A 21133-nucleotide genomic window follows, 5' to 3' on the forward strand; every position below is an offset into this window, starting at 1 on the left:
CTGCTGGCCTTTGGCGTGGCGGTGCTGGCGTACAACGTGCTCGCGGTGCTGCAGGCGGCTGTGTACGCGCGCCATGCGAGCGCGCTAACCGACGTGGACGATGTCTCGCTGTACTACTTGGCCAGCGAGGTCCGTGCGCATTACGCGGGCATGCTCGTGGCTGTAGAGCCGCAGGCCTGGCTCGCCTATGAGCAGCTTGATGCTGCGGCACTGGCGCAGGCGCTGCTGGACGTTGCGGCGCATGTCCAGCCCGCCCAGTTGCGCCGCCATCGCCGCGCGGCCAAGCCTGCGGCCAAGAAAAACTACGTCACGCACCGCGAAGCCTCTCGCCATGTCGCGACAGCGCGTGTTCTGGCCCGCGGCCGAGTTGACTGAGGAACTGACCTTGAAAGGGGTGGCTCTCAGGCCGTCGGGCGCGACGTGAAACGGCCTGGATTGCCGATCACGAGGATGTCGTCCGGCACGTCGCGCAGGCACGCGGCGCCGGGCGCGAGCATCACGTTGCGGCCCAGGCGCAGCCGCGGCGAGATCACGCTGTTGGCCCCGATGAAGCCGCCACAACCGACACTCACATAACCGCCGATCCAGGCTCCCGGCAGCACGACGGTGTTGTCGCCGATCTCGCAGTCGTGGCCGATGACGGCGTTGTGCATCACCAGCGTGTCGTGATGCAGGCGCACGCAGGCGCCGATCACGGCGTGATGGCCCACGAGGCAGCCGGGCGCCAGCGACGCCAGCGGCGAGACGACCGCACGCGCCGAGACCATGGGCGAGGCCGGCAGCAGGCCGGCCGCCGCGGCGGCCGCATGCGCCGCCGGGCGTTGGGCGGTGTCCAGGAAGCCCAGCGCATAGTGCGTGGCCACGGTGCGCACGGCCGCCCAATCGCGGAATACCGGCAGCCCGGGCAGGCCCGGGCTCTCGAAGCGGGGATCGACGTACACGCCGCAGAAGGCAGCGACGCCGGCCACCTCCACGATGTCGCGCGCCAGCGCGCCGGCACCGATGAGCACGACGCGCTCGTCCACGGCCGCCACCGGCAGACTGGCAAGCGCGCGAATGTTCCAGGCAGCCGATGTCATGGCATTTGGGCAGTCTCGTGGACTTCGCAGCGGGTGGCGTCGGCGCTGACGGTCATGGCCGCCGCCGGCAGGCCGTCGCGCCAGCGCTGCCACGCGCAGGCCAGCGCCCGCTCGAAGCCCCGGGTGACGAGGTGATCCTGCAGCAACGGCAGCGACCGTATGCGCTGCCGCAGCGTGGCGCGAATCGAGACCAGTTCGTGCGGCGCGGCAGCCCACGCCACGGCCCGCTCGACGAAACGATGTTCGTCCGCGGCGATGAAGCCGCCGAGTCCCAGGTGGTGAAGGATGGTGGCACTCTGCCGCGCGGGCATGGCCTCGCCGGCTACCGTGAGCACGGGCACGCCCATCCACACTGCGTGGGCCGAGGTGGTGCCGCCGGAGAACTCGCAGGCGTCGAGCATCAGGTCGATCTCGCCGTGCAGCGCCAGGTATTCCGCCAGCGGCCGCCGCGGATGCAGGCGCAGCCGCTCGGCACCGACACCGTGGGCCTCGAAGCGCGCCCGGAGCCGCGCCTGCATCTCGGCATCGTCGCAGGGCCCCAGCAGCAGCACGGCACCGGGCACGGCCTGCAGCACGGCGGCCCAGCGCGCCAGAGAGCGTTCGGTGAGCTTGGCGGGCCGGTGGAAACTGCCAAAAGTGATATGGCCTCGGGACAGCGCGGGCAACGGGCCGACCTCGGGCGCCCAGGCCGGCGGCTGGAAGCAGACGGCGGCCGGCAGGCGCACCAGCTTCTCCACGAAGTTTTCATCGACCGCGCCTGGCGGCGCCATGAAGGCGTCCGTGAACAGGTAGTCGATGGCCGGCAGGCCGGTGCTGCACGGGTAGCCGATCCAACTCGCCTGCACCGGCGCGGGCTTGCGGGCGAACACGGGCAACCGGTTGCCTGCCGTGTGGCCGGACAGGTCCACCAGCACGTCGATGCCATCAGCCCGGATGCGTGCTGCCAGCGCTTCGTCGCTCAGGGCATGGGCCTCGCACCAGGCATCGGAGAGGGCGCGCAGGGCCGAGGTCGTCTCGTCCTGCACCGGGCTGTTGGCATACACCCAGACCTCGAAGCGGGAGCGGTCGATGGTCTGCCACACCGGCTTGATGAAGAAGGCCACGGCGTGGCTGCGCAGATCGGCCGACACGAAGCCAATGCGCAGGCGACGCCGGGACGCCTGCGCGGGGTCGGGCCGCACTTCGGGCAGGCGCGGCACGTCGGCCAGAGCCAGGCCGTAGCTGCGGTGGCGGCGGTAGAGCTCGGCCGGCGACAGGTCGCACTGGTGGCTGCTGGCATAGAGCCAGTTGCTGCGCAGCCGGTGGTCGTGCGGCGCGGTCTCCAGGGCGCGTTCGTATTCCTGCAGCGCCAAGCCTTCCGGATCGCCGAGATTGCGAAGCGCACTGGCGAGGTTGCTGCGCACACCCGGCAGCGCGGGGTCCAGCGCCAGCGCGCGCCGGTAGCAGGCCACCGCCTCGCCGAGCTGCCCCAGGCGGGCCAGCGCCACGCCATGGTTGGCATGGTGGGGGGCGGCGTCCGGGTTGCGCGCCACGAGGTCCTGCCAGATCGCGGCGGCCCGCTCATGCTCACGCGTGGCCAGCAGCGCCGCGCCCAGGTCGGCCAGCACCGTGTCGCTGGGAGCATGGCGTGCCGCGTGCGCGAAGCGCTGCGCGGCCAGCCCATGGCGTCCGGCCGCGCGATCGATGAGGCCAAGCTCGTGCCATGCGGCCCCGAGCGCGGGTTGCCGGGTCAGCAACTGCTGGCACAGGGCCTGGGCCCGCTCCAGGTGTCCCTGGAGGCGCCACTGCCGCACCACCGCGAGCCGCGCCTGGGCCGCCGAGCCGAGGGCGGCAGCTTCCATCCCGGAACCGGGCGGGGGCCAGGCGCTCACGCCGGCGCCCCGGCCCGCACGGCGGGCGCAGCGTGCGGGCGCACGATGAGGTCGATCACGAAGGCCTGCTGCGCCTGCGTCAAGGCCGGATGGATGGGCAGGCAGACCACCTCGGCCGCGCGGCGGCGCGCCGCCGGCAGCTCATCCTGCCGTACCGGCGCGCGCCAGTAGGCCGGCAGCTCGCAGACCAGGGGATGGAAGTAGCGCCGCGCATCGACGCCATGGTCCTGCAGCCGCTGGTACAGTGCGTCGCGGCCCAACGGATAGCCCGCGCCGACGAAGATCGGGAAGTAGGCATGGTTGAGCTCCACGCCCGCGGGCAGGGCCAGGCATTCCACTCCTGAGACACCGCCCAGGGCCTGCCGGTAGCGGCGGTCGATCTCGCGACGGCACTCGATCGCCTGCGCCACGCGCTCCAGCTGCAGCAGGCCCAGCGCCGCGTTGAACTCGCTCATCTTGGCATTGAGGCCGGGCTCCTCGACCGCGGTCCGAGGATCGAGGCCATGGTTGCGCAGGCGGGCCAGCCGTTCGCTCACGCGCGCGTCGGCGCACACGACCGCCGCGCCTTCGAAGGTGTTGAACACCTTCGTGGCGTGGAAGCTGACGACGGACGCATCCCCCTGGGCCAGCACGCTGCGCCCGCCCGCGCGCACGCCGAAGCACGGCGCGGCGTCATACACCAGCTTGAGCCCATGCTGCCCGGCCAGGTCCGCCATGGACCCATGGTTGCAAGGGTTACCATAAGTGTGAACTGGCAGCAGGGCCACCGTGCGCGGACCAATGGCCGCCCGCACGGCGGCGGGATCGAGGTTGAGCGTGTGCGGGTCGATGTCGGCGAACACCGGCGTGAGCCCGGCCCAGCGCAGGGCGTTGGCCGTCGCCACGAAGGTGTACGGCGTCGTGACCACCTCTCCCCCTTGGAGGCCGAGTGCCTTGAGCGCGGCGATCAAGCCCAAGGTGGCATTCGCGAACAAGTTCACATGCTCCACCTGGAGTTGCTCGCGCAACGCCTGCTCGAAGCGCTGATGATAGGGACCGCCGTTGCTCAAGACCCCACTTTCCCATATGTCTTCCAACATCGGAACAAGGGCATCGAGGGGGGGCAAGTCGGGTCGGGACAGCGGAATGGACACGTTAAATCGCAGCCGGTGGGAAATAGCGAGAAATTGGCCGCATTACTTAGTGATCTTAACGGCGGGCTCGCGGCTACAGTGCCTCCGTCGCCAACACAGGGCGGCCGGGTGCGAAGGATTTCTCCAACGCACCTACGGCCGTGTGGGTTGGCTGCCGAGGCAGCCACGCAATACCGCGAAGTCGCCACCTCACACTGCGGTGGTGCGCCGGACGGCGCCTACCACCTGTCGTTGACACATTTTCATTGCCCGGAGTACTCATGTTCGAAAAAGTCGTCCCCGTCAATCGCGAGCGCCATGCGCAGAAGAAGATCCGCGAGATCAACGGCTTCAGCTTTGCGTCGCAGTTCCACATCGCCTACGTGACGATGCACGAGTTCGCGCGCGCCTCGGCCGTCTACCCCATCGTGTTCCTGGAAGACAAGGCACAGGACGAATTCCGCCCGGTGGCGCTGCTGGGCCTGGACGCAAGTGAGAACCTGTTCGTGGGCGAAGGCGGCAAGTGGGAAGCCTCCTACGTGCCGGCCATCATCCGCCGTTACCCCTTCGCGCTGGCCAGCACCGACCAGGAAGGCCAGTTCACGATCTGCATCGACGAGGCCAGCGAGCTCGTCAGCGACACCGAGGGTGCCGCGCTGTTCGACGACAAGGGCCAGCCCACGCAGGTGATCGAGAACGTCAAGCGCTACCTGTCGGAGCTGCAGCAGATGGACGCGCTCACGCGCGAGTTCGCCAAGTTCCTGGCGCAGAACAACATGCTCACGCCGCTGAACATGCGCGTGCGCGAGAACGACCGCGTCAAGAACATTGCCGGTTGCTACGTCATCAACGAGGAGCGGCTCAACAACCTCTCCGACGACCGTTTCCTGGAGCTGCGTGCCAAGCGCTACCTGCCCGCGATCTACGCACAGCTGATCTCGCTGGCCCAGATCGAGCGCCTGATGACGCTGAAGGACAAGCGCAACGCCGCTGCTCCGGCCTCGGCCAACTGATTCCCAGGCCGCGGCCTGCCTGCCGCGCCCCCGCGTGCCGCACGCGGGGGCACGGCATTTTTTTATGCTAGCCGTGGCAGCCATTGCCCCAGTAGTCATGATTTTCCCGCGTTTGCTGCGACTCGGGCGGGCCGCCGTGCTCGCCGTGCTGCCCTGCATGGTCAGCGCGCAGGCCCCGGGTGCGGCCGCAACTTCCCTGCCGCCCGAGCTCGATCCCAGCCGGCTGCTGCAGCTGGCGCTCGTGCACAACGCCGACGTGAGCTACTCGCGGCTGCAGTCGCGCATCGCCGATGAGGGCTTCCAGGCCGAGACGGGCCTGTACCGGCCGTCGCTGTACGTCAACGCCCGTATCGAAGGCCGGCACCTGCAGCGCACCATCGAGCAGCAGCTCGCGGCGCTGTTCGGCCAGATCACGACGCTGGACGAGCGCGTGCGCGCGGCGGAAACCGGCGTGCGCATGCGCGCGCCCACCGGCGCGGAGCTGTCGCTGGGCCTGCGCACCAGCCAGAAGATCAACAACGTGATTGCCGCGGCACCGCTGGCCCGCAGCGATCGCGAGAGCACCGCCGCACTGGTGCTCACCATCCGCCAGCCGCTGTGGCGCGGCGCCGGGCGCGACGTGGTCGAAACCGATCTGCGCGTGGCCGACGCCGAGCGCCAGATCGCCGCTTGGCAGTACCGCCAGCAGCTCCATCGCATCGGCGGCGAGGCCCTCACCGCGTTCTGGCAGCTGCAGCGCGCCTACGCGGCACAGGCCATCCGCAGCCAGTCGCTGGACAACGCCCGCGAGCTGCTGGCCGACGTGCAGGCCCGCGTCAACGGCGGCCGCCTGGCGCCCGGCGCACAGGCCGAGGCCCTGGCCACCGTCGCCAACCGCGAGGCCGACCTCGCGCGCGGCGTGCAGGCCGTGGCCGAAGGCGAGGCGCGGCTGCGCACGCTGCTGGACCTGCCGCCCGAGGACAAGGGCTGGCGCCTGGTCGTGCCGCCGCAGGACGCCGTGGCGTCCGCCGTGCCGGAGGTGCCGCTGGACGCCGCGCTGCAGAGTTGGCCGGCGTGGCGCATGGCCCAGCTGCGCCGCGACCAGGCCCAGCTGCGGCTGCGCTTTGCCAACGACCGCCGCAAGCCGGGCGTAGACCTGCAGATGAGCTACAGCACCAACGGCCTGGCCTACGGGCCAAGCGAATCCACGCGCGACGCCATGCGCGGTGGACATCCCGACTGGTATGTCGGCGTGGCGGTGGACATGCCTTTCGGCCACGACCCGCGCGCCGAGGCCCAGTACCGGGCCCAGACGCTCAAGATCGAGCAGGCCGAGCTCGAAGGCTCGTCCGTGCGCCAGGCGCTGTCCAACGACCTGTATAGCCGCAGCGCGCAGTTCGCTGCCGCGCAGCAGGAGCTGGCACAGGCCGGTACCGAAGTACAGGCCCGCGAGGACACGCTGGAAGCCGAGCGCCAGCAGTTCGCCGTGGGCATCGCACCACTCAACCGCCTCCTGCGCCGCGAGATGGAGGCGCTGGAAGCGCGGCTGCGCCACGCCGATGCACAGGCACGGCTGGCACTGGCGCGTGTGGCGTTGCAGATGGCGCAAGGCACGCTGCTGAGCACACACGATGTGCGCCTGGAGGATTGATATGCAACATCCGATGCGAGCCGGGGTCTGGGCGCGCCTGGCCGCCGGCTTGGGCCTGGCCTGGATGGCGGCCACGTCGCAGCAGGCGCTGGCTGCCGAGTACGTCGGCATCGTCTACCCGCGCCACGATCTCACGCTCAGCGTGCCGGTGCCGGGCATCGTCTCGCGCGTGCTGGTCGAGCCGGGCAAGCGGGTGGAAGCGCGCCAGGCGCTGCTGGCGCTGGACGACCGCATGCAGGCCACCGAGGAGCAGCGCCGCAAGGTGGTGCTCGAAGACCAGTCCGAGATGCAGGCCACGCAGGAGCGGCTGCGCATCGTCGAGCCGCTGCACGAGGACATGCGCAAGCTGCAGGGCACGCGCGGTGCGGTCAGCCGCGAGGAGGCCGCGCGGGTGGAGTTGGACGTGGTGACAGCCCGCTCGCGCCTGGCGCAGCTGCAGGCGCAGAAGAAGCGCGAGCGCATCGAGCTCCAGGGCGCCGAGCAGGAGCGCCAGCTGCGGCAGCTGCTGGCACCCGTGGGCGGCGTCGTGACGCGGATCGACATCGAGATCGGCGAATGGGCCAAGCCGGGAGACGCCGTGGTGCAGCTCGTGGACGCGTCGGTATGCCAACTGCGCGCCAACGTGCCCGCCGCCGTGGCGCGCGGCCTGCGCACGGGCACGACGCTGCCCGTGCGCTTCGAGCCCGCGCTCGGCCTGCCGGAGGTGAAGGGCGAGCTGACCTTCGTGTCACCCGCCGTGGACCCGGCCAGCGGCCTGGTCGAGTTGCGCGTGCGCTTCGCCAACGCCGACGCCCGGGTGCCCTCGGGCGTCAAGGGCTACCTGCAAGTGCCCGGAGCCGCCCGGTGAGCGCGGAAGCGGCGGCCGCCGCGGCGCCCAGCGCGCGCGAGGTCATCGATTCGTTCCAGGCGCTGCGTGCGCTCACGCCGGGAAGCGAGGGCTACTGGACACGCTTCGCGGACAGCCTGCAGCGCTTGTGCCGGGCCCAGGCGGCTTGGCTGCTGCAGCAGCGGGACGGGCCCTGGACCGTGCTGGGCCGCTCGGCCGGCGCCCAGGGCGCGGACCAGGCGCAGGAGGCCGCCTGGCAGGACGAGCTCGACGCATTGACGGCCCGCGCCCAGGCGCAGGGCCATGCCGCCTGTCCCAGGCGGCTGCCCGACGGCCGCAGCGCATGGTGGGCCTGCGTGCGGCTGCCGCGGCTGCCCGGCGGCTGGGCGCTGCTGCAGCTGGACGAACGCGAGCGCGGGCAGCTCAACGAGCTGCTGCTGCGTGCCCAGCTGGTGGCCGACCTGCCCACGGCACCCGCCCTGGCGACGGCCGTACCGGCGGACACGGCGCAGGCCACGCCAGCCCGCCCCGGCGCCGATCTGGCCGGCGTGCTGGACCTCAGCGCGCAGGTGATGCAGTGCGAGCGCTTCGGCAGCGCCACGCTGACCCTGGTCAACGCCCTGAGCGCCCACTGCGGCGCCTCGCAGGTGGTACTGGGCTGGCGCACCGCCACCGGCATCGAAGCCGTGGCGATCAGCCACCTGGAGCGCTTCGACCGGCGCAGCCAGCAAGTGGTGCTGACCGAGGACGCGCTGGACGAGGCGCTGGACCACGACACGCCCGTCAGCCTGGCCCGCGGCGCACCCGCAGGCGCCCTGGCCGCGCACGCGTTGCTGCAGCAGGCCCTGGACGATGTGCACCTGCTGTCGCTGCCGCTGAGCAAGGGCGAGGACCCGGCCCAGGCCGTGCTGCTGCTGGGCTTCAGCGGCGATGCGCCTGGCGCTGGCCTGGCCCAGGCGCTGCAGTCCGCGCTGGAGCTCATGCTGCCGTGGCTGGAAGTGCTGCACGCGCGAGAGCGGGCCTGGCCGCTGCGCCTGCGCGACGCCGTGCTGGCGCATCTGCGCAGCTGGCTCGGCCCCGAGCACGCCGTGCTCAAGGCGCTGGCTGTGGCGCTGGGGCTGTTCGTGGTGTACGCGCTGCTTGCGAGCTGGGATTACCGCATCCACGCCAGCGGTCAGATGGCTACCGACAGCACGCGCATCCTCAGCGCGCAGTTCGACGGCCGCATCGAGGAAGCGCGGGCCAGCGCCGGCGACGCCGTGCGCGCCGGGCAGGTGCTCGCCACGCTGGACACGCGTGACCTGCGCCAGCAGGAGACCGATGCGCGCGCCGAGCTCAACCGCTACACCGCCGAGGCCGACAAGGCGCGCGCGGCGGGCGCGCTGGCGGAGCTGGAAATCGCCTCCGCCCGCGCGGCGCAGGCGCAGGCGCGCCTGGCGCGCGTGGGCGAGATGCTGGCGCAGGCGGTGCAGCTGGCGCCCTTCGACGGCGTGGTGGTCGAGGGCGAGCGCAAGGAGCTGCAGGGTGCGCCGGTGCGCAAGGGCGACAAGCTCTACCGTGTGGCACGCATTGAGGGCCTGTACGCAGTGGTGCAGGTGTCCGAACGCGACGCGGCGCAGGTCCATCCCGGGGCCACCGGCGAGCTGGTGCTGGTGGGCCGCACCGACCAGGCCATCCCGCTGAAGGTGACGGCCGTGGTCCCGGTGGCCCAGACCAAGGGCCAGGAGGGCAACCACTTCCAGGTGCGCGCGGAATTGGCGACGGCCCCGGAGGCGTGGTGGCGCCCCGGCATGAGCGGCGCCGTGCGCATCGATGCGGGCGAGCGCAACGTGGCCTGGATCCTGACCCACCGCCTGGTGGACACCGTGCGCCTGGCGCTGTGGTGGTGAACGTGCGGCGGGAGCGGTAGAGACAACGATGGCCGGCGCAACCTTCAGCGATTCCTGGTACCAGGTGGCCGACGCCCGCGTGGCGCTGCTGCCCACGGTCAAGGTGCAGTACCAGCGCTACCGGGGCGAGCCCTGGATGGTGCTGGAGGACGCCTACTCGCACCGCTTCTTCCGCGTGCGCCCGCAGGCCTGGGCCTTCCTGAAGGCGCTCACGACCGAGCGCACGGTGGACGAGGTCTGGCGCGAGCTCGCCCAAGCCTGCCCCCATGAGACGCCGGGGCAGGACGAGGTGGTGCGGCTGCTGTCGCAACTGCACCTGTCCAACCTGCTGCAGTTCCACGGCGGGGCGCACCACGAGGCGATCTACGAGCGCGGGCAGCGCAACCGCCAGCGCGAGGCCCTCGGCAAGTGGATGTCGTTCCTCTTCGTGCGGGTGCCGCTGCTCAACCCCGAACGGCTGCTCGACCGGCTGCTGCCGCTGGTGCGGCTGTTGACGGGCCCGGGCGCCTGGCTGGTGTGGGCGGCCGTGGTGCTGGCCGGGCTGTTGACGGCGCTGCAGCACCGCGAGGCGCTGGCGCAGCATGGCCAGGGCCTGCTGGCACTGTCCAACCTGCCGTGGCTGTACGCCAGCCTGACGCTGGTGAAGGTGCTGCACGAGCTCAATCACGCCTTCGTCTGCAAGCGCTACGGCGGGCAGGTGCCGACGCTGGGCGTGATGTTCCTGATCCTCACGCCCCTGCCCTACGTGGACGCCTCGGCGAGCTGGGCCATGCGCAGCAAGTGGCAGCGGGCGCACGTGGGGGCGGCCGGCATCCTGGCCGAGTTCTTCCTGGCGGCGCTGGGCGCGCTGGTCTGGGCCCATACCGGCGAGGGGCTACTCAACAGCCTGGCCTTCAACGTGATGGTGGTGGGCTCGGTGTCGAGCCTGCTGTTCAACGGCAACCCGCTGGTGCGCTTCGACGCCTACTACGTGCTGATCGACCTGGTGGAGATGCCCAACCTCTACCAGAAGGCGCAGCAGCAGTGGCTGTACTACGGCAGCCGCTGGGTACTGGGGCAGAGAACGGCGGCCGAGCCGGCCACGGACCGCACCGAGCGCAGCTGGTTCACGGTCTACGGTGCGTCGGCCTTCATCTACCGCATCAGCGTCTCGGTCTCGATCGTGATGTTCGTGCTGGACCAGTGGTTCGCGGTCGGGCTGGTGATGGCCGCCACCACTGCCGTGGCGCTGGTGGTGATGCCGCTGCGCAAGCTGCTGGCGTACCTCACCGGCCCGGCGCTGCAGCGGGGCCGCGGCCGGGCCGTGGCTGCCGTGGCGGTGCTGGGGCTGGTGGGCTACCTGGGCATCGCGGTCGTGCCGCTGCCGCAGCGGGTGCGGCTGCCGGGCGTGGTGCAGGCGCAGCACGGCATGGTGCTCTATACCGAAACGCCGGGCCGCCTGGTGGAGCTGGCGGCGCGGCACGGGCAGACGCTGCGCGCGGGCGAGCTGATCGCGCGGCTGTCCAACCCGGATCTGGATCTGGCGATTACGACCACGCGGCTGCAGGTCGCCGAGCACGAGGCCATGGCGCGCCAGGCCCTGCTGCGCGCGCCGGCCGACGTGGGGCCGCTGGAGCGCCGCATCGCCGACCTGCGCCAGCGGCTCGCCGAGCTGGAAGGCATGGCACAGCGGCTGGAGTTCCGTGCCGCCCAGGACGGCGAATGGGTCGCACCCGCGCTGCACGAGCGCGTGGGCGCCTGGATCGAGCGCGGGCAGAGCCTGGGCGAGGTGGTGGACCGCTCGCGGCTGCGCTTCTCGGCCGTGCTGTCGCAGCCCGAGGCTGCGGAGCTGTTCAGCCTGCACGACCTGCATGGCGAGCTGCGCCTGGTGACACAGCCCGGGCAGACGCTGGAAGTGGGGCAGCTCACCCTGCTGCCCTATAGGCGCGAGCGCCTGGTGTCGCCCGCGCTGGGCTTCTTCGGCGGCGGCAACGTGCCGGTGCGTGCCGATGACGCCAGCGGCACCACGACCACGGAACCCTTCTTCGAGATGCATGCGGAGTTCGCCGACCAGTGGCAGGTTTCCGCAGCGGCCTACCAGGGGCTCTCGGGGGTGCTGCGCCTGGAGCTGCCGTCGCGGCCGCTGCTCGCGCGCGCCACGACCGCGCTGCGGCAACTGCTGCAGACGAGGTACGACCTGTGACGTCCGCAGCCGCCCCGTCCGCCGCCGAGCGCTGGTGGACGCCGGCCCGCGCGGATGCACACGGCGCCTGGTGGCATCACCTGCCTTTCTCGCGCGGCCTGGCGGCCAGGCAGGCGCAGTGCCACGCCGAGGCGTTGCAGGCCTTGTGGTGCAGTGACACGGCCGGATGCAGCGATGACGAACTCACCTGGCAACTGCAGCAGGCACGCGCCGCGTGCCGCCGCGCGGCCGTGCGGGGCGAGCACAGTGCGTTGGCGCGAGCCCACGCCGAGGCCCTGCCCTGGCTGGCCCGCGCCTGCGAACGCGCGCTGGGCCAACGGGCGAGCAGCGACGAGCTGGGACAGGCCTGGGCCCTGGGCCAGCGGCAGGCCCTGGCCGTTGAAGGCGCCGCCACCAGGCACCGGGTGCTGGTGCTGGCGGCCATCCTGGCTGGCTGGAGCGGACGCCCCTGCCATGTCGTGGTGACCAGCGACACGGCGGCCCGCCAAGCGGCCAACGCGCTGCGCCCGCTGTACGCGCGGTGCGGCGTGAGCGTGGACTGTGCCGTGGCGGACACGCCGCCCGCAGAGCTGCTGGCGGCCTACCGGGCCGACGTCGTTTACGCCACGGCGCGCCGGCTCATCACCGACCACTGCCGCGACCTGCGGCTGCGCGGCGGCGTCCACGCGCGGCTGCGCTGGGCGTTGCGCCAACTGGCCAGCAGCCCGTCGCGCCTGCTGACGCGCGGGCTGCACACGGCGCTCATCGACGACCTGGACAGCGTGCTGGCCGACGAGGCGCTGGCGCCGCTGGTGCTGTCGGTGGCCGACGACGGACTGCAGCTGCCCCTGGCCGCGCGCCTGGCGGGAGACTTCGCCGCCTCGCTCGGCGAGGACGACTGGCGAGCCGGTGCGGACGGTGCCGTGGCATTCACGGACCGCGGGCACGAGCGCCTGGAAGCGTTCGCAGCCTCGCTGCCGCCGCTGTGGCGCGCACCGGAGCGGCGGCAGGAGCTGGTGGCGCAGGCGCTGTACGTGCGCCGGCATCTGCAGCGCGGCGTCCATTACGTGCTGCGCGAGCAGGGCGTCGAGTTCACGGCGGAGCGCCTGCTGGAGCGGCTGCCGCCGGGCGTGGGCTGGTTCGGCCTGTCCCAGGCCGTCGAGGCCCACGAGGGACGCGAGCCCTCGCCGCCGGCACGCACCATCGAGCGCACCAGCGTGCAAGGCTTCTTCAACCGCTACCAGACCCTGGGCGGCGCAGCGCCGTGCCTCGCCGGTTTGCGGCACGAGCTGTGGCAGACCTACCGGCTGTTGGTACCCGACGCCGCCAGGGCGCTGCGTACCTGGCCGATGCAGGCCCTGCAGGGACGGGACGGGGACCACAGCCGGTCGCTGATCGACCAGGCCCTGCGCGGCGCACTGCAACGCGGACACGCCGTGCTGCTGGTGACCCGCAGCGCGGCGCAGACCGAGGCCTGGAGCGCCTGGCAAGCCAACCCTGCCGTGGCGGTGGCCACGTGGCCCACGGGCATGGCGGCGGCGCTGGCACGCCTGGCCGGCGCGCCGGGGCACGCAGGCGTGTCGGTGCTGCTGCAGGAGCCGCTGGAGAGCCGGCGCGCGGAACAGGCCCTGGCCTGCCGCGCGGCGGAGGCGGCCGGCACGTCCGCGACCCTCGTGCGCGCGGCCTCGCCGCAGGACCGGCTGCTGCGCGAGCAGATTGGCACGATTGCCGCCGCCTGCCACGCCGTGGGCGCGGGCCGCGCACTTCTGGCGCCGCTGGTCGCCGCGGCGCAGGCGCTGGCCCAGGCCCAGGCCCGCCGCCGCCGCCGTGCCCTGGCGCAGCGCGAAGTCCAGCTCGAACAGCAACTTTCCTTCAGCGGCGTGTCGCGGCTGGCCAGCGCGCCGCCGTCCCCCGCCCCCTCTTCCACGACCACCCTGCCTCCCACTACCTCAGGATGACCGTCATGCCCTCCCGTCACCACGCCGCCGCGCCTTTTCCTTCCCGCGTGCCGTCGGCCGCCTTCGCGCTCAGCGGCATCGTGCTCGCCATCCTCGCCGGCTGCGGCGGCAGCTCGCCGCAGCCCAAGCCGCCCATCAGCCTGGCGTCGGAGCCCGCGCTAGCCGGCACGCCCGTGCGCTTCCAGGTCACGCTGCCCGAGGGTTTCGTGGGCCCGTTCTCGCTGCAGGCCGACACCGTGGAGCTGGGTACCCACACGACGGACCCGGCCGACGGCTTCGCCCGCGCCGGCGGCAGTTGCGGCGAGGCCGGCGCGGACTTCGTGGCGGTGGCCAAGGGCACGCTGCAGGTGGCCGCCGGCGGCCGCACCGGCACCATCGACGTCCAGACCTGCCTCAACACGGCGGTGGAGGCGAACGAGCGCTTCGCGATCGACGTCCTCTGGGACGGCAAGCCCTACCGCATGGAAGGGCTGATCGTCAACAACGCCCCCGGCGGGCTCAACGACACCGGCATCACGCGCTGCCTGAACGCGGCCGGGGCCCTCACCGACTGCGCCACGACCGACCTGCCTGGGCAGGATGGTGCCAGCGGCCGTGACACGCGCTCACTTACCGCCACCACTGCAGTGGCTGCGGCCGATGGAAAGCTGGGCTTTTCGTACACGCGCGATGCCGCTGGTTGCATCACCGACAACGTCACGGGCCTGACCTGGGCGCCCAGCGCACCGGCCACGGCGACGTGGAACGATGCCAACGCACAGGCCCATGATGCGGATGCAACTGCCTTGTGTGGTTTCACCACGGGCTGGCGCCTTCCCACCAAACAGGAATTGCTCAGCTTGGTGGACGCCGGTACCACGGCACCAATGATCGACCGCACCTTTTTCACCAGTACCCTGGCTGGCGATTTCTGGACGACAGACAGCTATGCAGTGGACAACCGCGCTGCCTGGATAGTCTCGTTCGGCGTTGGCCTTACGGAACCGTTTACCAAGTTGAGCCCCAGAAACCTCACCTATACACGCCTGGTGCGCGGCGGCACGGCAGCGCCCGACGAGTGCGATAGCGACAACGCGCAGCGCTACGTTGACCACGGCAATGGCACCGTCACCGACACCCGCACCGGGCTGATGTGGCAGCGCTGTGCCGACGGCCAGTCGGGTACCGATTGCGGCACCGGCACGCCCACCGTTCATGCCAGCTTTGCTGCTGCCCTTGGTCGCGCCGCCGCAGTCAACGCGGACGCCGCGGGTGCGGGCCACGGCCATGATGACTGGCGCGTGCCCAACCGTAACGAGCTGGCCTCGCTGGTGCAACCCACCTGCGCAGCCCCAGCGATCAACCGGCTTCGTTTTCCCAGCACGTCCTCCACGTTCTGGACTTCCTCACCGGCTGGTGCATCGATGGCATGGGTAGTGGACTTCAATGAGGGCCAGGTAGGACCCGCCGTCATTAACGGCAACCGCCGCCTGCGCCTGGTTCGCGCAGGGCAGTGAGCAGGGGCCGGCGCGCTAGTACTACAGCCGGGCTTTTAGGAAGCCGGCTTGCTGCGCCAGGGTCTGGACTCGTCATGCGAGGACCTGACCATGGACGCACGATTCAGCGCTTGGGCACTGCAGTGGGAAGAACTGCAGTGCCAGATTGCTCCATGCTTTGGGCGCATTGAACTGCGCCGGCGCGCGCGGTCCTATCTTGAAGGGTTGCTCGCGCCGCTGGAGCGCAAGAACGGCTGGCATCTGGTCGAGGCCGCTGGGGACACCTCGCCGGACGGCGTGCAGGACTTTCTGGCGCGCATGCGCTGGGATGCTGACACGCTGCGCGACGTGTTGCGCAGCTACGTGATCGAGCACTTGGCCGATCCCGACGGCGTGCTGGTTTTCGACGAGACGGGCTTTGTGAAGAAGGGCCACAAGAGCGCAGATTTGCAGCGCCAGTATTCGGGCACCGCGGGCCGCATCGAGAACTGCCAAGTCGGCGTGTTCTTGGGCTATTCGGGTGCCAGGGGCTACGCCTTCATCGATCGAGCGCTGTACCTGCCAGCAGACTGGGTCGCTGACGAAGCTCGATGGCTCCGGGCCATTCCGCTGGCCGGGGGATAGGCCGTGCCGCGATGGCGCCGCCGGCCCGGGAAACCGGCGCTCGGGCCGGCGGCGCGGCTTCGGCGGTGCCGGCGGCGCCCGCCTCGCGGTAGCGCGCCTCGTGCAGCGCTGCGCCGCCAGCGGCAGCGGCGGCGGCCCGGCCGCCAGGCCGTCCGCGGCCCGCCGGACCAGCGGGACAGGGCAACGGCGCGGCCCGATCCCGCCTTGCTGTTTCCGACGCAAGCATCCCCCGTGCCGCCGATATCGATGCAGCGGCATCTACAGGAACGCCAATTGCATGTGTTTTTATACAGTATCATCAAGTGTATGACACCGGCATCCATTCCCTCGCCCGCATCCGGCCCATCACGGGCCGCGGGGGTGCTGGGCCTGCCGGACGGCATCGCCGCGGTGCTGTGGCGGGGAGACGAGCTCAGCCCCCCTGGCGGCTCAGTGGTGGCCACGGGCTTCCCCGCGCTGGATCGCGAGCTGCCTGGTGGCGGCTGGCCCGTTGGTTGCGCAACGGAATTGCTGCAACCCCAGTACTCGCTGGCCGAGGTGCAGCTGCTGCTGCCCTCGGTGTCCTCGGTCTGCGGCGCCGACCGCCAGGTGCTGGTCATCGGCGCGCCGCACCAGCCCTTTATGGCCGGCTGGCGGGCCTGGGGCATTTCCGAAGCCCACGTGCTGGTGGTGCAGCCGCACACGCCGGCCGAAGCGTTTTGGGTCACGGAGCAGGCGGTGCGCGCCGACGGCATCGGCGCCGTGATGGCTTGGCTGCCCCACGCCCGGCCCGACCAGGTGCGCCGGCGGCCGGCCGCTGCGCAGCGGCGACGGTCACATGAGCTTCACTCACGATGCGCTCGCCCGACATGTTTTCACCGAGAAAGTCCAGCAGCCGCCGCACCGCCGGCACCATGCCGCGGCGCGAAGGGAACACCGCCAGCACGCGGGCTGGCGGCGGCTCCCAGCCGGGCAGCACCGGCGCCAGCCGGCCATCGCGCAGTTCGTCGGTGCACAGGTAGTCGGGCAGCACGCAGATCCCGGTTGCCTGCAGCACCGCGAACTTGAGCGTGGGCAGGTCGTCGGCGGTGTAAGCGGGACGGTGGACCAGCTCGAAGAACTCGCCGTGCGGCCCCACGAGGCTCCAGCGCGCCACGCCGTCCGCGGCGGACATCGCAACGGTGGGCAGGCCGCGCAGGTCTTCGGGCTCGGCTGGCGTGTCCAAGCGCTGCAGCAGCTGCGGGCTTGCGACCAGGATGCCATGGGTGGTCCCGAGGTTCTTCACGACCAGCGAAGCGCTGTCCTCCACCACGGTGCGCACGCGCAGCGCGATGTCCACGCCCTCCTGCACCAGGTCCACCACACGGTTGCTGACCTGCATGTCCACCCGCACCCGCGGATGCGCGGCCAGGAAGCGGGGCAGCAGCGGACCCACGGTGGTCTGCGCCAGCGTGACGGGGCAGGCAATGCGCACGGTGCCGCTGGGCTCTGCGCGCACGCTGGCCAGGGCCTCGTCGGCGGCCTGCGCCTGCTCGCGCACGGTGACGCAGTGCCGGTGGTAGACCTGCCCGGCCTCGGTCAGCGACAGCTTGCGCGTCGTGCGCTGCAGCAGGCGCACGCCCAGCCGCTCTTCCAGCTCGGCGATCCGGCGCGACAGGCGCGACTTCGGCACATGCAGTGCGCGGCCGGCGGCTGCGAACCCGCCGCGGTCCACCACCTCGGCGAAGAAAAGCATGTCGTTGAGATCCTGCATGGATTGTCCTGCCAGTGGAACGGTGAGGCACGATTTTGCTGCCTTATCGCTTGATCGTTCTGCCTCGACACTTGTCGTCAAGCGAGCCGAGGATGGCTCGGACCCGACAAGGAGTTGCCATGAAACTGCTGCACATCGATTCCAGCCCGCTCGCGGGCGCTTCCGCCTCGCGTGAGCTGACGCGGCGCACCGTCGAGCGCTGGCAGGCGGCCCAACCGGGCACGACCGTCGAGGTCCTCGACCTCGTGGCCGACGCGCCTGCGCACCTGGATGCCGACTCGCTCGGCTTTCGCCTGGCGAGCGATGCGCCCGGGCTCACGCCCGCCCAGCGCCGCGAGAACGCCGTGTCCGAGCGCCTGGTGAGCCAGTTCCTGGCCGCTGACGTGATCGTGGTGGGCGCGCCGCTCTACAACTTCGGCATCCCGAGCCAGCTCAAGGCCTGGATCGACCGCATCGCGCAGGCCGGCCGCACCTTCCGCTACACGGCCAGCGGGCCCGAAGGTCTGGCCGGCGGCAAGACGGTGATCGTGGTGTCCACCCGCGGCGGCCAGTACGCCGGCATCCCGGCAATGGAGGCGATGGAGCACCAGGAGAGCTACCTGAGGGCCGTGTTCGGCTTCCTGGGCATCACCGACGTGCGCATCGTGCGTGCCGAAGGTCTGGCCATGGGCGAGGAGACCCGCGCGAAGGCCATGGCCCAGGCTGATGCCGCCATCGCGGCCCACACGGCCAAAGCGGCCAACCAGCCGCAAGCCGCCCTGCGCGCCTGAGCCGGGTGAGACTGCGCAGATGAGCACGTCCCCAGTCCTGGCGACGATTCCCGCTGGGATTCATCTGGCCGACGCTCGATCCGTTCCTCTTCTGCGTCCACCACGTGGATGGCTAGCCCTGGCGGCATGACTGTCAGGGCGGTATAGCAGTAGCGTCGCGGCCTTTTCGTCCTGACGTGGCCACCAACCCCGCGTCGCCGGCAGCGTGGTCACGGCTCCAATGGAGCAGGCCTGATCGAAAACACCGCGACGTGAGCCTGCAGATCAGCGGCGCTTCTTGCGCCGCGGCTTCGACGCGGCAAATGGTGTCGACCAGGCAGTCACCATGGCCTCGGTCATCTGGCGCGTGGCGGTGGCGGCGCTCCTTTTCACGCTGCTCCTTGCGCGGCCCTGTGCCGCACCCGCTACCGCGTTGGCACCGCTCAACCACATGCTCAGGAAAGGATTCTTCTTCAGCCAGGGATTGCTCATGCCAAGCAGTGTGTGCGGCAGCCATTCATCGGGCAGCCAGCCAGCACCTCCACGATGTGTAGGCCGTCTCCGACACACGGGACGGGCCTCCCGCGCAGGTCGGCAACTCGACGGTCATCACGCGAAAGCGGATGCAGGATCAACGTTTTTCAGGCGGCACCGCTGTCTGGCGCCGATCGGCCGCGGCAGCAGTTGTCACGACGGGTCGTCCTCCTGCGGCAACGACTTCGCCGAGCGCCTGTCCAGGCGCGCCTTGGACTTCGCAATCGCCTCATGGAGCTTCTGCTCCAGCAGCTGCCGCGGCGGCAGCCCGGTGAGGTACTCGGCCACGTGGATGCCGGTCTGGTCCAGTTCCAGCAGCTCGATCTGCTCGCGCTTCTTGCCGGTGCACAGGATGATGCCCAGCGGCGGCGCCTCGCCCGGCTCCTGTTCGTGCCTGGCCAGCCAGCGCAGGTACAGCTCCATCTGGCCCTTGTCAGCCGCCTTGAACTCGCCGAGCTTCAGCTCGATGGCCACCAGGCGCCTGAGGCGCCGGTTATAGAACAGCAGATCGATGTAGAAGTCCTCGTTGTCGATCTGCAGCCGCTTCTGGCGCGCCACGAAGGTGAAGCCCGCGCCCAACTCCAGCAGGAAGTTCTCCAGCTCGCGAAGGATCGCATCCTCCAGGTCCTTCTCCAGGAAGCGGTCCTGCAGTCCCAGGAAGTCCAGGATGTAGGGGGGTCCTTGAGCACGAGGTCCGGGCTCATCTCGCCCTCCTCGCGCAGCGTTGCCAGCTCGGTGGCCAGCAGTTCGTCGGGCTTGCGCGACAGCGCAGTGCGCTCGAACAGCATGGAGTCAAGCCGACCCTGCAGGGTGCGGGTGCTCCAGCCCTCGCTGCGGCACATGTCCAGATAAAAGTCCCGCTTGAGCGGGTCGTCGATGTAGATCAGCGTGCGCAGCTGGGTCCAGCTCAATTGTCTACTCAGTGCGTAGACAATCTCCTCGCTCTCGAAAACCTCCGCGAAGCGCAGCATGTGGTGCATGTTCTTGGCGCTGAAGCCGCGGCCGTGCTCGGCCTCCAACTCGCGGGCCAGCGTTGCGACCAGCTGCTCGCCATAGCCCGCGCGGCTGCCCTGCAACACCTCGGTGCGGATGCGGTGGCCGATGCGCCAGTACAGCAGCGTCAGCGCCGAGTTAAGCGTGGCCGCCAGCCCGGCCCGGGCCTCCCAGATCAGCTGGCGGATGTCTGCAGCGATCGGGCTGCTGGTGGCGTTCTGCGCGGACGCCGGTGGCTTGCGCGGCATGCTTCCTGGGGATCCATGGTCGAGAAACACCGCGATCGTACCCAGCGCGTTGACAGTCGCTGGCCGGGGTCGCTGCCATGCCAGGATCCGCAGCGTGAACCGGGGAGCCGGCAAGGTGGGGCGTCAGGGCGCAGGAGGGAAGAACATGAAAGGGATATCGGCTTCGCCATGGCGGGTTTCATGGCCGTCTCGTCGCACGCAGCCGCGCACGGCGGCGGCCTGAATGCCGAAGGCTGCCACCATGACCGCAAGACCGGCGACTACCACTGCCACCGCGGGCAGGCCGCCCCATCACGACCGCCCAGCGGGCTGCGCGATGCATCCGCCACTGGACAGGGAACCGCTGGCCCGCCCGCCCCGTCCGGATCGCCTGCGTGCCACGTCGGCCCCCGCGGTGGGACCTACACCATCACGAGCAGCGGCCGCAAGAACTACGCGGGCTGCTGACCCGCCGCCAGGATCCGGGGACGGTCATCGAGGCGGCCACTGCAACCGGCAGGACAGCCCGGGACAGGAGGGGGGCTGCTTGACGCTACTTGCCAGCCGGCATGTCGTGGTGGTGGTGCCCGTCATGGTGCCCCACTGCTGCATCGGAGCCGTGGTCCGACACCTGGGCCGCGAACCACTGGTGCAGCGCGCCAACCAGCGCCGGGTCCTGAGCGCGGTAGACCAGCTCGGCACCATCCGGGATTTCGCGGTACGCAATGGCCATGCTGCCTGGTGCTGCAGCCTTCAGCGCCGCCAGTCCCGGCATGCCGGCACCGTGGATGTGCTCCGGTCCCGAGAAGTCGCCACGCAGGAACTGCCCGCGCAGCTGCTGCAGGTGCTGCCTCACCAACTGCGCCTGCACTGCATCGCCGCGATTGCGAGCCACCACGCGCTGCACGCCGCCGTCGCCCGTTTCCGTGAAGATGTGGAGCGTTGCCTGCAGGTCAAACGGCATGACCTCCGTGCCGCGCCGGGCCACCTCGGCAACGCGCCCGGCATCGGCGGCCTGCGACCAGGCGGGAAGCGCGCCAGCGAGCAGCAGCAGGGCGGCAATGCGGTTTCGGGCCATTCTTTTCTCCTTGCGTCGCCGTCCTCGCTGCAGATGCTGGCTGGCGAAGCGTTTGCGGTTCGACGAAAGCTGATTTTGCGCAGGAACGCCGCCGGCGCCGCAGCTACCGTGCGCCGGAGCTCTCCACGGCCCGCCGTGCCATGTCGCGGTGGGCGAAATGGCAGCAGCCGTGGCGGCAGGTC

The 21133-nt window shown here is 70.8% G+C and carries 15 protein-coding genes and 3 pseudogenes; 11 read left to right on the forward strand and 7 right to left on the reverse strand.

From position 1 onward, the window contains the following. Positions 1-375 (forward strand): annotated as a pseudogene (locus H537_RS54280) (IS4 family transposase); the annotation flags it as partial. A gap of 26 nt (positions 376-401) precedes the next feature. On the opposite strand, the gene H537_RS48715 reads toward H537_RS54280, so the two are convergent. The 3 genes from H537_RS48715 to H537_RS0101595 are packed head-to-tail and all read right to left on the reverse strand — an operon-like array spanning position 402 to position 4107. Next, positions 402-1079 carry an LbetaH domain-containing protein gene (locus H537_RS48715; RefSeq protein WP_156901279.1) on the reverse strand — a complete coding sequence of 226 codons (678 nt, stop codon included), beginning with the start codon at positions 1077-1079 and terminating at the stop codon, positions 402-404. Beyond that, positions 1076-2920, reverse strand: coding sequence for an O-linked N-acetylglucosamine transferase, SPINDLY family protein (locus H537_RS40425; protein WP_051241523.1), 1845 nt, complete (start codon positions 2918-2920; stop codon positions 1076-1078). Before H537_RS40425 ends, H537_RS48715 begins: the two co-directional genes overlap by 4 nt. A gap of 26 nt (positions 2921-2946) precedes the next feature. Further along, the gene (locus H537_RS0101595) at positions 2947-4107 is read right to left on the reverse strand and encodes a DegT/DnrJ/EryC1/StrS family aminotransferase (protein ID WP_051241526.1); all 1161 of its coding nucleotides are present in this window, start codon (positions 4105-4107) and stop codon (positions 2947-2949) included. A 236-nt stretch (positions 4108-4343) separates the two neighbouring features. Here H537_RS0101595 and H537_RS40430 point away from each other — a divergent pair, with 236 nt between their 5' ends. The 8 genes and pseudogenes from H537_RS40430 to H537_RS40435 all read left to right on the forward strand — a co-directional run. Further along, complete coding sequence (locus H537_RS40430) at positions 4344-5075, forward strand: SapC family protein (RefSeq protein WP_043458012.1); 732 nt, start codon at positions 4344-4346, stop codon at positions 5073-5075. 97 nt (positions 5076-5172) lie between these two features. Continuing rightward, entirely contained in the window at positions 5173-6705 is a 1533-nt protein-coding gene (locus H537_RS0101605) for a TolC family protein (protein WP_028996523.1), read from the forward strand. Position 6706: 1 nt separating this feature from the next. Continuing rightward, a complete protein-coding gene (locus tag H537_RS0101610; protein ID WP_043458013.1) occupies positions 6707-7552 on the forward strand; it encodes an efflux RND transporter periplasmic adaptor subunit in 846 nt (281 codons plus the stop codon). Continuing rightward, positions 7549-9420, forward strand: coding sequence for an RND family efflux transporter (locus H537_RS0101615; protein ID WP_028996525.1), 1872 nt, complete (start codon positions 7549-7551; stop codon positions 9418-9420). The genes H537_RS0101610 and H537_RS0101615 overlap by 4 nt, the downstream gene beginning before the upstream one ends. A gap of 28 nt (positions 9421-9448) precedes the next feature. Beyond that, on the forward strand, positions 9449-11602 hold the full coding sequence (locus H537_RS54285; RefSeq protein ID WP_028996526.1) for a site-2 protease family protein: 2154 nt from the start codon (positions 9449-9451) through the stop codon (positions 11600-11602). Then, on the forward strand, positions 11599-13539 hold the full coding sequence (locus H537_RS0101625) for a preprotein translocase subunit SecA (protein ID WP_028996527.1): 1941 nt from the start codon (positions 11599-11601) through the stop codon (positions 13537-13539). The genes H537_RS54285 and H537_RS0101625 overlap by 4 nt, the downstream gene beginning before the upstream one ends. A 173-nt stretch (positions 13540-13712) precedes the next feature. Then, positions 13713-15035: an Lcl C-terminal domain-containing protein gene (locus H537_RS0101630; RefSeq protein WP_169516933.1), complete on the forward strand. Its 1323-nt coding sequence runs from the start codon at positions 13713-13715 to the stop codon at positions 15033-15035. A gap of 90 nt (positions 15036-15125) precedes the next feature. Continuing rightward, positions 15126-15605, forward strand: a pseudogene (locus tag H537_RS40435) (IS701 family transposase); the annotation flags it as partial. Between the two features lie 736 nt (positions 15606-16341). Here the strand turns inward: H537_RS40435 and H537_RS40440 are convergent. Next, positions 16342-17370, reverse strand: a complete 1029-nt coding sequence (locus tag H537_RS40440; RefSeq protein ID WP_084150291.1) for a LysR substrate-binding domain-containing protein — start codon at positions 17368-17370, stop codon at positions 16342-16344. 119 nt (positions 17371-17489) lie between these two features. On the opposite strand from H537_RS40440, the gene H537_RS0101645 reads away from it, so the two are divergent. Next, the gene (locus H537_RS0101645) at positions 17490-18140 is read left to right on the forward strand and encodes an FMN-dependent NADH-azoreductase (protein ID WP_028996529.1); all 651 of its coding nucleotides are present in this window, start codon (positions 17490-17492) and stop codon (positions 18138-18140) included. Positions 18141-18404: 264 nt separating this feature from the next. Here H537_RS0101645 and H537_RS0101650 read toward each other — a convergent pair whose 3' ends face one another. Both H537_RS0101650 and H537_RS40445 read right to left on the reverse strand, forming a co-directional pair. After that, positions 18405-18611: a hypothetical protein gene (locus tag H537_RS0101650; protein ID WP_028996530.1), complete on the reverse strand. Its 207-nt coding sequence runs from the start codon at positions 18609-18611 to the stop codon at positions 18405-18407. Between the two features lie 195 nt (positions 18612-18806). After that, positions 18807-19894 (reverse strand): annotated as a pseudogene (locus tag H537_RS40445) (PDDEXK nuclease domain-containing protein). A gap of 180 nt (positions 19895-20074) precedes the next feature. Between H537_RS40445 and H537_RS50520 the strand changes: the two are divergent. Next, positions 20075-20341, forward strand: a complete 267-nt coding sequence (locus tag H537_RS50520; RefSeq protein ID WP_238446578.1) for a YHYH domain-containing protein — start codon at positions 20075-20077, stop codon at positions 20339-20341. An 85-nt stretch (positions 20342-20426) separates the two neighbouring features. Here the strand turns inward: H537_RS50520 and H537_RS0101660 are convergent, their stop codons facing one another. After that, positions 20427-20951 carry a hypothetical protein gene (locus H537_RS0101660; RefSeq protein WP_028996531.1) on the reverse strand — a complete coding sequence of 175 codons (525 nt, stop codon included), beginning with the start codon at positions 20949-20951 and terminating at the stop codon, positions 20427-20429. Between the last annotated feature and the right edge of the window lie 182 nt (positions 20952-21133).

Source organism: Azohydromonas australica DSM 1124 (genome assembly GCF_000430725.1).
Lineage (GTDB): Bacteria > Pseudomonadota > Gammaproteobacteria > Burkholderiales > Burkholderiaceae_C > Azohydromonas > Azohydromonas australica.

Bases quoted from the DNA above. Each gene is read 5' to 3' on its own strand.
- H537_RS50520 (WP_238446578.1), top strand. From the start codon at position 20,075: ATGGCCGTCTCGTCGCACGCAGCCGCGCACGGCGGCGGCCTGAATGCC.
- H537_RS0101650 (WP_028996530.1), bottom strand. From the start codon at position 18,611: ATGAGCAATCCCTGGCTGAAGAAGAATCCTTTCCTGAGCATGTGGTTG.
- H537_RS40440 (WP_084150291.1), bottom strand. From the start codon at position 17,370: ATGCAGGATCTCAACGACATGCTTTTCTTCGCCGAGGTGGTGGACCGC.
- H537_RS0101610 (WP_043458013.1), top strand. From the start codon at position 6,707: ATGCAACATCCGATGCGAGCCGGGGTCTGGGCGCGCCTGGCCGCCGGC.
- H537_RS40425 (WP_051241523.1), bottom strand. From the start codon at position 2,920: ATGGAAGCTGCCGCCCTCGGCTCGGCGGCCCAGGCGCGGCTCGCGGTG.
- H537_RS54285 (WP_028996526.1), top strand. From the start codon at position 9,449: ATGGCCGGCGCAACCTTCAGCGATTCCTGGTACCAGGTGGCCGACGCC.
- H537_RS0101660 (WP_028996531.1), bottom strand. From the start codon at position 20,951: ATGGCCCGAAACCGCATTGCCGCCCTGCTGCTGCTCGCTGGCGCGCTT.
- H537_RS0101605 (WP_028996523.1), top strand. From the start codon at position 5,173: ATGATTTTCCCGCGTTTGCTGCGACTCGGGCGGGCCGCCGTGCTCGCC.
- H537_RS40430 (WP_043458012.1), top strand. From the start codon at position 4,344: ATGTTCGAAAAAGTCGTCCCCGTCAATCGCGAGCGCCATGCGCAGAAG.
- H537_RS0101645 (WP_028996529.1), top strand. From the start codon at position 17,490: ATGAAACTGCTGCACATCGATTCCAGCCCGCTCGCGGGCGCTTCCGCC.
- H537_RS48715 (WP_156901279.1), bottom strand. From the start codon at position 1,079: ATGACATCGGCTGCCTGGAACATTCGCGCGCTTGCCAGTCTGCCGGTG.